Source organism: Pseudomonas sp. B21-048, from assembly GCF_024748615.1.
Taxonomy (GTDB): Bacteria; Pseudomonadota; Gammaproteobacteria; order Pseudomonadales; family Pseudomonadaceae; genus Aquipseudomonas.
Genome location: NZ_CP087168.1, coordinates 874,013 through 887,173, shown reverse-complemented (window position 1 = coordinate 887,173; position 13,161 = coordinate 874,013). Strand labels below are relative to the sequence as shown.

Genomic DNA, 13,161 nt, shown 5'->3' with positions numbered 1-13,161 from the left:
TGACTCACGATGAGTCGGCCGTCTGGCTTTTCTGTTCAACCGATTGCAGAGGGCTCTAGATGAAAATGCTTCCCCTACGAGCGGCCATCGCTGCCGCGTTGCTGAGTGTCGCCGTCGGCGTCTCGGCCAAACCCTTGGTGGTCTGTACCGAAAACAGCCCGGAAGGCTTCGACATGGTCCAGTACACGACTGCAGTCACAGGCGACGCGGTGTCAGAAACCATCTTCAATCGTCTGGCGGACTTCAAGCCCGGCACCACTGAAGTGATCCCGGCACTGGCCGAGTCGTGGGACATCAGCGACGACGGTCTGACCTACACGTTCCATCTGCGCAAAGGCGTCAAGTTTCACACCACCGACTACTTCAAGCCGACCCGCGACATGAACGCCGACGACGTGGCCTGGAGCTTCCAGCGTCAACTGGACCCGAAACACCCATGGCACAAACTGTCGAGCGTGGGCTTCCCGTACTTTGAAAGCATGGGCTTCAAAGAGCTGCTCAAAAGCGTCAAGAGAGTCGACGACAGCACGGTCAAATTCACCCTGACCCGCCGTGAAGCGCCGTTCCTGGCCGACATCGCCATGGCCTTCTCCTCGATCTACTCCGCCGAGTACGCCGATCAGTTGCTCAAGGCCAACAAGGCCGGCGACCTGAACAACAAGCCAATCGGCACCGGCCCGTTCGTCTTCCAGCGTTACGCCAAGGATGCTCAGGTTCGCTTCAAGGCCAACCCGGACTACTTCCGCGGCAAACCACCAGCTGATTCGCTGATTCTGGCGATTGCCACCGACAACAACGTGCGCCTGCAAAAGCTCAAGGCCAATGAGTGCCAGATCGCGCTGTATCCGAAACCGGATGACATCCCGAGCATCAAGAAAGACGACAAGCTGAAGGTCGATGAACTGAACGCGATGACCGTCTCCTATATCGCCATGAACACCACTCGCAAGTACATGAGCGATGTGCGGGTGCGTAAAGCCATCGATATCGCCTTCGACAAAGAAGCGGCGGTCAACGCCCTGTTCGGCAAAGGCAACGCCACCGTGGCGGTCAACCCGTACCCGGACACCTTGCTGGGCTACAACCACACATTGACCAACCCGCCCCGCGACCTGGACAAGGCTCGCGCCCTGATCAAGGAAGCCGGTGTGCCGCAAGGCACGGTGTTTACCCTGTTCACCCGCAACGGTGGGGGTGCAACCAACCCGAACCCGATGCTCGCCGCGCAGATGATGCAGGCTGACCTGGCGAAAATCGGGATCAACGTGGACATTCGTGTCATGGAATGGGGCGAAATGCTCAAACGCGCGAAAAATGGCGAGCACGATATGGTGGCCGCTGGATGGGCTGGCGATAACGGCGACCCGGATAACTTCCTGACGCCTATGCTCAGTTGTGAGGCCGCCAAAAACGGCGAAAACTATGCACGCTGGTGCAACGAGAAATTCCAGGCACTGCTCGACCAGGCACGGGCCAAAGTGGATCCGGCCGAACGCGCCGCGCTCTACGAACAGGCCCAGGCCATTTTCAATCAGGACCAGCCGTGGATCAGCCTGGCGCACACCCGGATGTTCACTGCAATGCGCGCCAACGTAGTGGGCTATCACATTAGTCCCCTCACCACGAATAACTTCGCCACCACCCAGGTGAAGTAGATAAGAAACGCTCGGCATCGCTGACCCCAGCGCTGCCGGGCACGCCTAACCGGCTGATGAGGTACACCTTACGATGTTTAGTTTTATTGCCCGCCGACTGGGGTTACTGATCCCTACGTTCTTCGGCATCACCTTGCTGACTTTCGCGTTGATTCGCATGATTCCTGGCGACCCCGTGGAAGTGATGATGGGCGAACGTCGAGTCGACCCCGAAATGCATGCTCAGGCAATGGAACGCCTAGGTCTGAATAAACCCCTGTATGCCCAGTACCTGGATTACATCGGCAAACTGGCCCACGGCGATCTTGGCGAATCCCTGCGTACCCGGGAAAGCGTCTGGACCGAGTTCAGCTCTCTATTCCCCGCGACCCTGGAACTGTCCATGGCCGCCCTGTTGTTCGCCGGTATCCTGGGCCTTCTGGCCGGGGTGATCGCAGCACTCAAGCGAGGGTCCCTGTTCGACCACGGGGTGATGGGCATCTCCCTGGCGGGATACTCGATGCCGATCTTCTGGTGGGGCCTGATTCTGATCATGTTCTTCTCGGTGAGCCTGGGCTGGACCCCGGTGTCCGGGCGGATCGACCTGCTCTACGATATCGAGCCGCGCACCGGCTTCATGCTGATCGATACGTTGTTGGCCGATGACGTCGGGGCGTTCTTCGATGCCCTGCATCACCTGATCCTTCCGGCCATCGTGCTCGGCACCATTCCGCTGGCGGTGATCGCGCGGATGACCCGTTCGTCGATGCTCGAAGTGCTGCGTGAAGACTACATCCGTACCGCCCGCGCCAAAGGCCTGTCGCCGGCGCGCGTGGTATTCGTTCACGGCCTGCGTAACGCATTGATTCCGGTCCTGACCGTGGTCGGCCTGCAAGTCGGCACGTTGCTGGCCGGTGCAGTCCTGACCGAAACCATTTTCTCCTGGCCCGGCATCGGCAAATGGCTGATCGAAGCCATTGGCGCACGGGACTATCCCGTGGTGCAGAACGGCATCCTGTTAATCGCCTGCCTGGTGATTCTGGTCAACTTCGTAGTGGACATCCTCTACGGCTTTGCCAACCCACGCATCCGTCATCAGCGCTGAGATCAAGACCATGACCACTCTCACTACACCGGTAACAGTCGATCAAAGCCTGCTGTATCCGTCCCCCTACAAAGAATTCTGGCATGCGTTTTCCAGGAACAAAGGGGCCGTCGCCGGCCTGATGTTCATGCTGCTGGTGATTTTCTGCGCGATCTTCGCGCCGTGGGTTGCGCCGCATAACCCGAGCGAACAGTACCGCGACTTCCTGTTGACCCCGCCGGCCTGGCTGGAAGGCGGGAAAATCCAGTTCCTGCTCGGTACCGATGAGCTCGGTCGCGACTTGCTGTCGCGTTTGATTCATGGTTCGCGCCTGTCGTTGATGATCGGCCTGTCGTCCGTGGTGATGTCGCTGATCCCGGGCATCCTGCTGGGGCTGTTAGCCGGGTTCTTCCCGCGCGTGCTCGGCCCAACCATCATGCGTCTGATGGACATCATGCTGGCCCTGCCGTCCCTGCTGCTGGCCGTGGCGATTGTCGCCATCCTCGGCCCTGGCCTGATCAACACCATTATCGCCATCGCCGTGGTTTCGTTGCCGTCCTATGTTCGTCTGACCCGCGCCGCGGTGATGGGCGAACTGAACCGCGACTACGTGACCGCCGCGCGTCTGGCCGGTGCCGGTCTGCCGCGCCTGATGTTCATCACCGTGCTGCCCAACTGCATGGCGCCGCTGATCGTTCAGGCCACCTTGAGCTTCTCTTCGGCGATTCTCGATGCCGCGGCGCTGGGCTTCCTTGGCCTTGGCGTACAACCGCCGACCCCGGAGTGGGGCACCATGCTGGCTTCGGCTCGCGACTACATCGAACGTGCCTGGTGGGTGGTGAGCTTGCCTGGTTTGACCATTTTGCTCAGCGTGCTGGCAATCAACTTGATGGGCGACGGCCTGCGCGATGCGCTGGACCCGAAACTCAAGAACGCCGCCTGAGGAGATTCAAATGCCCCTGTTAGAAATCAAGAATCTCAACGTTCGCTTCGGCGACGCCAACGCCGTTCCGGTGGTCGACGGTCTCGACATTACCGTGGACAAGGGCGAAGTGCTGGCCATCGTTGGCGAATCGGGTTCCGGCAAGTCCGTGACCATGATGGCGCTGATGGGCCTGATCGAGCCTCCGGGAATCGTCACCGCCGACGCCCTGAATTTCGACGGCAAGAACATGCTCAAGCTGAGCAACCGTCAGCGTCGGCAAATCGTCGGCAAAGACCTGGCCATGGTCTTCCAGGACCCGATGACTGCGCTGAACCCGAGCTACACCGTCGGTTTCCAGATTGAAGAAGTGCTGCGTCTGCACCTGAAAATGTCCAGAAAGGACGCCCGAAAACGCGCCATCGAATTGCTGGAAAAAGTCGAAATCCCCGGCGCCGCCAGCCGTATGGACGCCTATCCGCATCAACTCTCCGGCGGTATGAGTCAGCGTGTTGCAATCGCCATGGCGATTGCCGGCGAACCGAAACTGCTGATCGCCGACGAACCGACCACCGCGCTGGACGTAACGATTCAGGCGCAGATCATGGACCTGCTGCTGGCCCTGCAAAAAGAACATGACATGGGCCTGGTGCTGATCACTCACGACCTCGCGGTCGTCGCCGAAACAGCCCAGCGCGTCTGCGTGATGTACGCCGGCCAAGCGGTTGAAGTCGGTCAGGTGCCACAGCTGTTCGACATGCCGGCGCACCCGTACAGCGAAGCGCTGCTTAAGGCGATTCCGGAACACAGCCTGGGCGCCGCGCGCCTGTCGACGCTGCCGGGCATCGTTCCCGGTCGCTACGACCGACCGCAAGGCTGCCTGCTGTCGCCGCGCTGCCCCTACGTGCAGGACAACTGCCGTACCCAGCGTCCGACCCTTGACCCGAAAAACAACAGCCTCGCCCGCTGCTTCTACCCGCTGAATCAGGAGGTGGCGTAATGGCCGTCGTACTTACCGCGCGCAACCTGACCCGTCACTACGAAGTGTCCCGTGGCCTGTTCAAGGGCCATGCGACCGTGCGCGCCCTGAACGGGGTGTCGTTCGAACTGGAAGCCGGCAAAACCCTCGCCGTTGTGGGCGAATCGGGTTGCGGCAAATCCACCCTGGCCCGTGCCCTGACGCTGATCGAAGAACCGTCCTCCGGCTCCTTGAAAATCGCCGGGCAGGAAGTTGCCGGCGCCGACAAGGCTCAGCGCAAGCAACTGCGCAAAGACGTGCAGATGGTGTTCCAGAGCCCGTACGCGTCGCTGAACCCACGGCAGAAAATCGGTGATCAGCTTGCAGAGCCGTTATTGATCAACACCAACCTGAGCGCCTCGGAACGTCGCGAGAAAGTCCAGGCGATGATGAAACAGGTGGGCTTGCGGCCTGAGCATTACCAGCGCTATCCGCACATGTTCTCCGGCGGTCAACGTCAGCGGATCGCTCTGGCCCGTGCGATGATGCTGCACCCGAAAGTGCTGGTCGCGGACGAACCGACCTCGGCGCTGGACGTGTCGATTCAGGCGCAGGTGCTCAACCTGTTCATGGATTTGCAGCAAGAGTTCAACACCGCCTACGTGTTCATCTCCCACAACCTGGCCGTGGTGCGTCACGTCGCCGATCACGTGATGGTGATGTACCTCGGTCGCCCGGTGGAAATGGGTCCGAAAGAGGACATCTACACTCGCCCTCTGCACCCGTACACCCAGGCGCTGTTGTCTGCCACGCCGACCATCCACCCGGATCCGGACAAGCCGAAAATCAAGATCGTCGGCGAACTGCCCAATCCGCTGAACCCACCGTCCGGCTGCGCCTTCCACAAACGCTGCCCGTACGCGACTGAGCGTTGCACCACCGAAGAACCGCTGCTGCGCCTGGTCGATACGCGTCAGGTGGCTTGTCACTACGCCGAGCAATTTCTCGACGGCGCGACATAAAAAAACGTGCCTCGGATATCGGGGCGCGCTTTTGCTGAGTTGACCAGCCCCCTTCCGCCAGACTGCGCATCAATCCGGCAGGAGGGGTTTTCTTTTGTCCGTCATTTACGTTTGCGTGTCTTCCTCATCTTCATCGGCGTCTGGGTCGTCATCGTCTGTTTCGGTCGCAGCGATCATCAGCTCGCTGTGCACGCCTTGCCCGTTCAAGGCCTGTTTTTCATGGTCCTGACATTCTGCCCACGCCAGCGCCGACGTGCCGAGGGACAGCATCACCAAAACCTTTAGCAACAACACAATGCGTTGAAAAATGCTCATAACCGATTCCATCCTTTGTGGGTGACGCATGGATGCCTGAGTGAAATTTAGTTCCGATTGACCGGGTTCTCCAGACAGGACGCTACCGGGTAGCAGAAAACTCCGTTGGCGGGGAGATTGGTTTGGAATAGGTGTTATGCCGAAAAGATCAAACACCAAAATCAAAAGATCGTCCAAAAAAAAGGCGAAGCCCGAAAGCTTCGCCTTTTATGTCCCAGAGCACCTTTACCGATTAATGATGCTCACGCGTCGCACGGAATTTCACGTCCGGCCAGCGTTCTTCCATCAGCGCCAGGTTGACCCGGGTCGGGGCCAGGTAGGTCAGATGTCCGCCGCCGTCGACCGCCAGGTTTTCCACAGCCTTGTTGGAGAATTCCTCAAGCTTCTTCTTGTCGCTGCAATCGATCCAGCGCGCGGAATAAACCGTGATCGGCTCGTAGGAGCACTCGACTTTGTATTCCTCTTTCAAACGGCTGGCGACCACATCGAACTGCAGCACACCGACGGCGCCAAGGATGATGTCGTTGCTGCGCTCGGGGAAAAACACCTGAGTGGCGCCTTCTTCGGCCAATTGCTGCAAGCCCTGACGCAGTTGCTTGGATTTCAGCGGATCACGCAGACGTACGCGACGGAACAGTTCCGGGGCGAAGTGCGGGATGCCGGTGAAGCCCAGGACTTCGCCTTCGCTGAAGGTGTCGCCGATCTGGATGGTGCCGTGGTTGTGCAGGCCGATGATGTCGCCGGCAAACGCTTCTTCCAGTTGCTCACGTTCGGAAGAGAAGAACGTCAGCGCATCGCCGATCCGCACGTCCTTGCCGGTGCGCACATGGCGCATTTTCATGCCTTTTTCGTACTTGCCAGAGCAGATCCGCATGAAGGCGATACGGTCGCGGTGTTTCGGGTCCATGTTCGCCTGAATCTTGAAGATGAAGCCCGAGAACTTCTCTTCCACCGGCTCCACGGTGCGCTCGTTGGCTACGCGCGCCAATGGACGCGGCGCCCAATCGACCACGGCGTCGAGCACATGATCGACACCGAAGTTTCCCAGTGCGGTACCGAAGAACACCGGGGTCAGTTGACCGTCGAGGAATTCCTGCTGATTGAATTCATGGCAGGCGCCCTGCACCAGTTCCAGCTGCTCAACGAAGCGATCGTACTCGTCGCCCAAGTGCGCGCGGGCTTCATCGGAGTCGAGCTTCTCGATGATTTTCACATCGGTGCGCTCGTGGCCGTGACCGGCGGTGTAGACGATGATGTAGTCGTCGGCGAGGTGATAAACACCCTTGAAATCGCGGTAGCAACCGATCGGCCAGGTGATCGGCGCAGCCTTGATCTTCAGGACCGCTTCGATTTCGTCGAGCAGTTCAATCGGGTCGCGAATGTCACGGTCGAGTTTGTTGATGAAGCTGACGATCGGCGTGTCACGCAGACGGCAAACATCCATCAGGGCGATGGTCCGTGGCTCTACACCCTTACCGCCGTCGAGGACCATCAAGGCCGAGTCCACCGCGGTCAGGGTACGGTAGGTATCTTCGGAGAAGTCTTCGTGGCCCGGGGTGTCGAGCAGGTTGATCATGTGATCGCGATACGGGAACTGCATGACCGACGTGGTAATGGAAATACCCCGTTGTTTTTCCATTTCCATCCAGTCGGAGGTGGCATGGCGGTCGGATTTACGCGACTTCACCGTGCCCGCAATCGCAATCGCCTTGCCCATCAGCAAGAGCTTCTCGGTGATGGTGGTCTTACCGGCATCGGGGTGGGAAATAATGGCGAAAGTGCGGCGTTTCGCGACTTCGGCGGCCTGTTTGGTCATGGGAAATCGCCTGGCAGGTGATTCAAAAAAAGGGCGCAGATTATAGCCCAACTTGAGTCAATAACCGAACCGTTGAGCACATTAGGGGTGGCCAAATGCTGCCGTAGATGGGAACCTTTTAAAGCACGGAGACGTCCACTCCCCCGTAACGACCACTCGTCGGGGGCCTGAAACACCTGCAATTCGGCCTGACGAGGCTGTGCTCACGGCTCGATTGCATGCTGTTTCACCGGTATGACGAGCTGCTTCTCGCGATCATTTTTTCGGCAGCCAAGAAAGGCGTTGCCACACGAAAGAGTGTTCGCCGACTGAAAAAAAGGAGTCCGCCTGTGGCTATCCACTATGGCAAAGGGCTGATAGGAGGCGCGCTGGTAATCGCCCTTCTGGCCCTGCTGATCCACTGGATCGGCATCAATACAATCGAACAGTACCGCGACGATTTGTTGTTCTACCTGCAAGCTCATCTGGTTCTCGTCCTCGTTTCCATGCTGGCCGCCCTCGCTGTGGGCATCCCCGCCGGCATCTTCCTCAGCCGCCCGACCCTGGTTGGACGCGCCGAACGCTTCATGCAGATCTTCAATATCGGCAACACTGTGCCGCCTCTCGCCGTACTGGCCATCGCCCTGGGTATCCTCGGCATCGGCAGCGGCCCTGCGATCTTCGCCTTGTTCCTCGCCTCACTGTTGCCGATTGTGCGCAACACCTACGAAGGGCTGAAAAACGTCCAGAGTTCACTCAAGGAAGCGGCCGTCGGCATCGGCATGACACCGACTCAGGTGCTATGGCGCGTCGAACTGCCGAACGCCGTGCCGATCATCATCGGTGGTGTGCGCGTGGCGCTGGCGATCAACGTCGGGACTGCACCGCTGGCGTTCCTGATTGGCGCGAACAGTCTGGGCAGCCTGATTTTCCCCGGCATCGCCCTGAACAATCAGCCGCAACTGCTGCTCGGCGCGGCCTGCACCGCCTTGCTGGCCTTGCTGCTCGACGGCCTGGTGACACTCGCCAGCCGCCTCTGGCTCGAACGCGGCTTGCGCCCGTCTTAAGCCTCGGCAAAGGAATATTCATGAAGACATTTAGCTTTTTACTAGGCTGCGTTCTGCTGTTCGCAGGATTTGCCCAAGCCGCTGAAAAACCCGTGATTCGCATCGGCGCCCGGGTGTTCACCGAACAAACACTGCTGGCGGAAATCACTTCCCAATACCTGCGCACCAAGGGTTATGACACTCAAGTGACGGGCGGTCTGGGCAGCAACCTGGCTCGCAGCGCCCACGAAAGTGGTCAGCTGGATTTGATGTGGGAATACACCGGCGTGTCGCTGGTGGCTTACAACCACGTCACCGACAAGCTCGACAGCGCTCAGTCCTACGCCCGAGTGAAAGCACTCGACGCGAAAAAAGGCCTGGTCTGGCTCACCCCGTCGAAGTTCAGCAACACCTACGCCCTGGCCCTGCCGGAAAACACCGCGAAGGCTTATCCGCAGATCAACACCATGAGCGAGCTGAACACGGTGATGCAGGCTGAGGCGAAGACCCATCACCTCGTCGCGCTGGACACCGAGTTCGCCAACCGTTCCGACGGTCTCGACGGCATGGTTGACCTCTACGGCATGAACCTGACCCGCAACAACATCCGTCAGATGGACGCCGGGCTGGTCTACACCGCCCTGCGCAATGGCCAGGCGTTCGCCGGTCTGGTCTACACCACCGACGGTCGCTTGAACGCCTTCAAGCTCAAATTGCTGGAAGACGACAAACACTACTTCCCCGACTACACCGCCGCGCCAGTGGTGCGTCAGGTTTACCTCGACGCCCACCCGAAACTCGCCGAAGAGCTCAAGCCGCTGGCCGAACTGTTCGACGACGCCACCATGCGCGCACTGAATGCGCGGGTCGACGTCGATCACGAAAGCCCTTCATCCGTTGCCGCCGATTTCCTGCGCCAGCACCCCATCAACTGAGGAGGAAAAGACATGGAATTTCTGAACGCCTTTTCCCATCTCGATTGGCCGCAGGTTTTGCACCTGACCGGGCAGCACATCACTCTGGTCGGCATCGCCGTGACCCTGGCGATTCTGGTTGGCGTGCCGCTGGGCATCCTGATGACCCGTTTCCCGACACTGGCTGGCCCGTTGCAAGCCAGCGCTACGGTGTTGCTGACCGTGCCATCAATTGCGCTGTTCGGCCTGCTACTGCCGTTCTATTCGACATTCGGCCAGGGCCTGGGCCCAATGCCGGCGATCACCGCAGTGTTTCTGTACTCGCTGCTGCCGATCATGCGTAACACCTACCTGGCCCTGACCGGCGTCGAACCGGGTATCCGTGAAGCCGCCCGCGGCATCGGCATGACCTTCGGCCAGCGCCTGCGCATGGTCGAACTGCCGATTGCCGTGCCGGTGATCCTCGCCGGCGTGCGCACCGCCGTGGTGATGAACATCGGTGTGATGACCATCGCCGCGACCATCGGCGCCGGTGGCCTCGGTGTACTCATTCTCGCTTCCATCAGCCGCAGCGACATGTCGATGCTGATCGTCGGCGCCGTGCTGGTCAGCCTCCTGGCCATCTTCGCCGACCTGCTTCTGCAATGGCTGCAACGCACGCTGACTCCAAAAGGATTGCTCAAATGATCGAACTTCAAAACCTCAGCAAGACCTTCCAAAGCAACGGCAAAGATGTGAAAGCCGTGGACTCGGTAAGCCTGACCGTCAATGAAGGCGAAATCTGTGTGTTCCTGGGGCCATCGGGCTGCGGCAAAAGCACCACGCTGAAGATGATCAACCGCCTGATCAAGCCAACCTCGGGCAAGATCCTGATCAACGGCGAAGACACCACCGACCTCGACGCCGTGACCCTGCGTCGCAACATCGGTTACGTGATCCAGCAGATCGGTCTGTTCCCGAACATGACCATCGAGGAAAACATCACCATCGTTCCGCGCCTGCTCGGCTGGGACAAACAGAAATGCCACGACCGTGCCCGCGAGTTGATGAGCATGATCAAGCTCGAACCCAAGCAGTATCTGACTCGCTATCCGCGTGAGTTGTCCGGTGGCCAGCAGCAGCGGATCGGCGTGATTCGCGCGCTGGCAGCGGATGCGCCGCTGTTGTTGATGGACGAACCGTTCGGCGCGGTCGACCCGATCAACCGCGAGATGATCCAGAACGAATTCTTCGAGATGCAACGGGCGCTGAACAAGACCGTGATCATGGTCAGTCATGACATCGACGAAGCGATCAAGCTCGGCGACAAGATTGCAATTTTCCGCGCGGGCAAACTGCTGCAGATCGACCATCCGGACACCCTGCTCGCGCATCCGGCGGATGATTTTGTCAGCAACTTTGTCGGCCAGGACAGCACCCTCAAGCGTCTGTTGCTGGTGAAAGCCGAAGACGCGGCGGACAACGCGCCCTCGGTGAGCCCGGGAACTCCGGTGGTCGAAGCGCTGGAATTGATGGACGAACTGGACCGTCGCTACGTGGTGGTTACCTGTGCCGAGAACAAGGCCTTGGGCTACGTGCGCCGTCGCGACCTGCACCGCCAGACCGGTACCTGCACGCAATACCTGCGCGAGTTCAACGCCACCGCGGCGTACGACGAGCATTTGCGCATCCTGCTGTCGCGCATGTACGAGTTCAACCGTTCGTGGCTGCCGGTGATGGATGCCGAGCGGGTGTTCCTGGGTGAGGTGACTCAGGAATCGATTGCCGAGTATTTGAGCTCTGGTAAGTCTCGTGGGGGCAAGACCAGCATTGTTTCGCCAGCCGAGGTCGCAATGGCCTGATCCCTTTCTACTGATCGTTCCCACGCTCCGCGTGGGAATGCATCCAGAGACGCTCCGCGTCTCAACGGCTGGACGCAGAGCGTCCGGGGCGGCATTCCCACGCAGAGCGTGGGAACGATGATCATCCACCTCAAATATCCCTCCTACGGGAACATCACACTGTCATGCAGGTCGGTTACATCAGTAGCTGTCCAGGACCGCACGACGGATGTGTGTAAAAACGCGACATTTTTTGTTGATCTCAAGCCCCTCACGCCCTAAAGTTCGCGCCGAACGTCCATGCTGGAAACGATCCATCCGGCTCAAGTACTGACGACGAGACAGCAAGGCCAAGGGCAGACCCATCTCCCATGGCCTTTTTGCTTTCGGCGACATGCCTTGGGAAGTAGGCGAACCAAAGTGGGGATACGGAGGACGTTCATTTGCACCCATTGTTAATTTCAGTTTGCCAGTAGGAGTTCCCAGCATGTCGATCAACGTCGAAGACTATTTCGCGCGCGATACCTTCCAGAAAATGAAGGCCTTCGCCGACAAACAAGAAACCCCGTTCGTGGTGATCGACACCGCGATGATCAGCCAGGCCTACGACGACCTGCGCGCCGGTTTCGAATTCGCCAAGGTCTACTACGCAGTCAAGGCCAACCCGGCCGTTGAAATCATCGACCTACTTAAAGAGAAAGGCTCGAACTTCGACATCGCCTCGATCTACGAGCTCGACAAGGTGATGAACCAGGGCGTCGGCCCGGATCGCATCAGCTACGGCAACACCATCAAGAAATCCAAAGACATTCGCTACTTCTACGACAAGGGCGTGCGTCTGTATGCCACCGACTCCGAAGCCGACCTGCGCAACATCGCCAAGGCAGCTCCAGGCTCGAAAGTCTATGTGCGCATCCTGACTGAAGGCTCGACCACCGCCGACTGGCCACTGTCGCGTAAATTCGGCTGCCAGACCGACATGGCCATGGACTTGCTGATCCTTGCTCGTGACCTGGGTCTGGTGCCTTACGGCATCTCGTTCCACGTCGGTTCGCAGCAGCGCGACATCAGCGTCTGGGATGCGGCGATCGCCAAAGTCAAAGTGATCTTCGAGCGTCTGAAAGAAGAAGACGGTATCCACTTGAAGCTGATCAACATGGGCGGTGGCTTCCCGGCCAACTACATCACCCGCACCAACAGCCTGGAAACCTACGCTGAAGAAATCATTCGCTTCCTCAAGGAAGACTTCGGCGATGACCTGCCGGAAATCATCCTGGAACCAGGCCGTTCGCTGATCGCCAACGCCGGCATTCTGGTCAGTGAAGTGGTGCTGGTGGCGCGTAAATCCCGTACCGCCGTCGAGCGATGGGTGTACACGGATGTGGGCAAATTCTCCGGCCTGATCGAAACCATGGACGAAGCCATCAAGTTCCCGATCTGGACCGAGAAGAAAGGCGAGATGGAAGAAGTGGTTATCGCCGGCCCAACCTGCGACAGCGCTGACATCATGTATGAGAACTACAAGTACGGTTTGCCGTTGAACCTGGCGATCGGTGACCGTTTGTACTGGTTGTCGACCGGTGCGTATACCACTAGTTACAGTGCGGTTGAGTTCAATGGCTTCCCGCCGTTGAAGTCGTTCTACGTTTAA

At 59.1% G+C, this 13,161-nt stretch carries 12 protein-coding genes; 10 read left to right on the top strand and 2 right to left on the bottom strand.

All coding sequences use genetic code 11. The features are described 5' to 3' along the window. Positions 1-59 precede the first annotated feature (59 nt). The 5 genes from LOY56_RS03915 (at position 60) to LOY56_RS03895 (ending at position 5,620) form a co-directional block, all read left to right on the top strand. Positions 60-1,655 carry an ABC transporter substrate-binding protein gene (locus LOY56_RS03915; protein WP_258620059.1) on the top strand — a complete coding sequence of 532 codons (1,596 nt, stop codon included), beginning with the start codon at positions 60-62 and terminating at the stop codon, positions 1,653-1,655. A 73-nt stretch (positions 1,656-1,728) separates the two neighbouring features. Next, a complete protein-coding gene (locus LOY56_RS03910; RefSeq protein WP_054049982.1) occupies positions 1,729-2,739 on the top strand; it encodes an ABC transporter permease subunit in 1,011 nt (336 codons plus the stop codon). Between the two features lie 10 nt (positions 2,740-2,749). Beyond that, positions 2,750-3,661, top strand: a complete 912-nt coding sequence (locus LOY56_RS03905) for an ABC transporter permease subunit (RefSeq protein ID WP_258620055.1) — start codon at positions 2,750-2,752, stop codon at positions 3,659-3,661. 10 nt (positions 3,662-3,671) lie between these two features. Beyond that, complete coding sequence (locus LOY56_RS03900; protein WP_258620053.1) at positions 3,672-4,640, top strand: ABC transporter ATP-binding protein; 969 nt, start codon at positions 3,672-3,674, stop codon at positions 4,638-4,640. Next, positions 4,640-5,620, top strand: a complete 981-nt coding sequence (locus LOY56_RS03895) for a peptide ABC transporter ATP-binding protein (protein WP_258620051.1) — start codon at positions 4,640-4,642, stop codon at positions 5,618-5,620. Before LOY56_RS03900 ends, LOY56_RS03895 begins: the two co-directional genes overlap by 1 nt. A gap of 105 nt (positions 5,621-5,725) precedes the next feature. On the opposite strand, the gene LOY56_RS03890 is transcribed toward LOY56_RS03895, so the two are convergent. Both LOY56_RS03890 and LOY56_RS03885 read right to left on the bottom strand, forming a co-directional pair. Further along, positions 5,726-5,935: a hypothetical protein gene (locus tag LOY56_RS03890; protein WP_258620049.1), complete on the bottom strand. Its 210-nt coding sequence runs from the start codon at positions 5,933-5,935 to the stop codon at positions 5,726-5,728. 232 nt (positions 5,936-6,167) lie between these two features. Beyond that, positions 6,168-7,751: a peptide chain release factor 3 gene (locus LOY56_RS03885; protein ID WP_258620047.1), complete on the bottom strand. Its 1,584-nt coding sequence runs from the start codon at positions 7,749-7,751 to the stop codon at positions 6,168-6,170. Positions 7,752-8,080: 329 nt separating this feature from the next. Here LOY56_RS03885 and LOY56_RS03880 point away from each other — a divergent pair, with 329 nt between their 5' ends. From LOY56_RS03880 to LOY56_RS03860, 5 genes are all read left to right on the top strand, one after another. Then, entirely contained in the window at positions 8,081-8,797 is a 717-nt protein-coding gene (locus tag LOY56_RS03880; RefSeq protein ID WP_258620045.1) for an ABC transporter permease, read from the top strand. A gap of 20 nt (positions 8,798-8,817) precedes the next feature. Continuing rightward, on the top strand, positions 8,818-9,711 hold the full coding sequence (locus LOY56_RS03875) for a glycine betaine ABC transporter substrate-binding protein (protein WP_258620043.1): 894 nt from the start codon (positions 8,818-8,820) through the stop codon (positions 9,709-9,711). A gap of 12 nt (positions 9,712-9,723) precedes the next feature. After that, on the top strand, positions 9,724-10,377 hold the full coding sequence (locus LOY56_RS03870) for an ABC transporter permease (RefSeq protein WP_258620041.1): 654 nt from the start codon (positions 9,724-9,726) through the stop codon (positions 10,375-10,377). Further along, positions 10,374-11,531 carry a betaine/proline/choline family ABC transporter ATP-binding protein gene (locus LOY56_RS03865; RefSeq protein ID WP_258620039.1) on the top strand — a complete coding sequence of 386 codons (1,158 nt, stop codon included), beginning with the start codon at positions 10,374-10,376 and terminating at the stop codon, positions 11,529-11,531. The genes LOY56_RS03870 and LOY56_RS03865 overlap by 4 nt, the downstream gene beginning before the upstream one ends. A 466-nt stretch (positions 11,532-11,997) precedes the next feature. Beyond that, a complete protein-coding gene (locus LOY56_RS03860) occupies positions 11,998-13,161 on the top strand; it encodes a type III PLP-dependent enzyme (protein ID WP_123355945.1) in 1,164 nt (387 codons plus the stop codon).

Coding starts and splice junctions, on each gene's coding strand:
- LOY56_RS03865 (WP_258620039.1), top strand. CDS start 10,374: ATGATCGAACTTCAAAACCTCAGCAAGACCTTCCAAAGCAACGGCAAA.
- LOY56_RS03915 (WP_258620059.1), top strand. CDS start 60: ATGAAAATGCTTCCCCTACGAGCGGCCATCGCTGCCGCGTTGCTGAGT.
- LOY56_RS03860 (WP_123355945.1), top strand. CDS start 11,998: ATGTCGATCAACGTCGAAGACTATTTCGCGCGCGATACCTTCCAGAAA.
- LOY56_RS03870 (WP_258620041.1), top strand. CDS start 9,724: ATGGAATTTCTGAACGCCTTTTCCCATCTCGATTGGCCGCAGGTTTTG.
- LOY56_RS03905 (WP_258620055.1), top strand. CDS start 2,750: ATGACCACTCTCACTACACCGGTAACAGTCGATCAAAGCCTGCTGTAT.
- LOY56_RS03910 (WP_054049982.1), top strand. CDS start 1,729: ATGTTTAGTTTTATTGCCCGCCGACTGGGGTTACTGATCCCTACGTTC.
- LOY56_RS03895 (WP_258620051.1), top strand. CDS start 4,640: ATGGCCGTCGTACTTACCGCGCGCAACCTGACCCGTCACTACGAAGTG.
- LOY56_RS03900 (WP_258620053.1), top strand. CDS start 3,672: ATGCCCCTGTTAGAAATCAAGAATCTCAACGTTCGCTTCGGCGACGCC.
- LOY56_RS03890 (WP_258620049.1), bottom strand. CDS start 5,935: ATGAGCATTTTTCAACGCATTGTGTTGTTGCTAAAGGTTTTGGTGATG.
- LOY56_RS03885 (WP_258620047.1), bottom strand. CDS start 7,751: ATGACCAAACAGGCCGCCGAAGTCGCGAAACGCCGCACTTTCGCCATT.
- LOY56_RS03875 (WP_258620043.1), top strand. CDS start 8,818: ATGAAGACATTTAGCTTTTTACTAGGCTGCGTTCTGCTGTTCGCAGGA.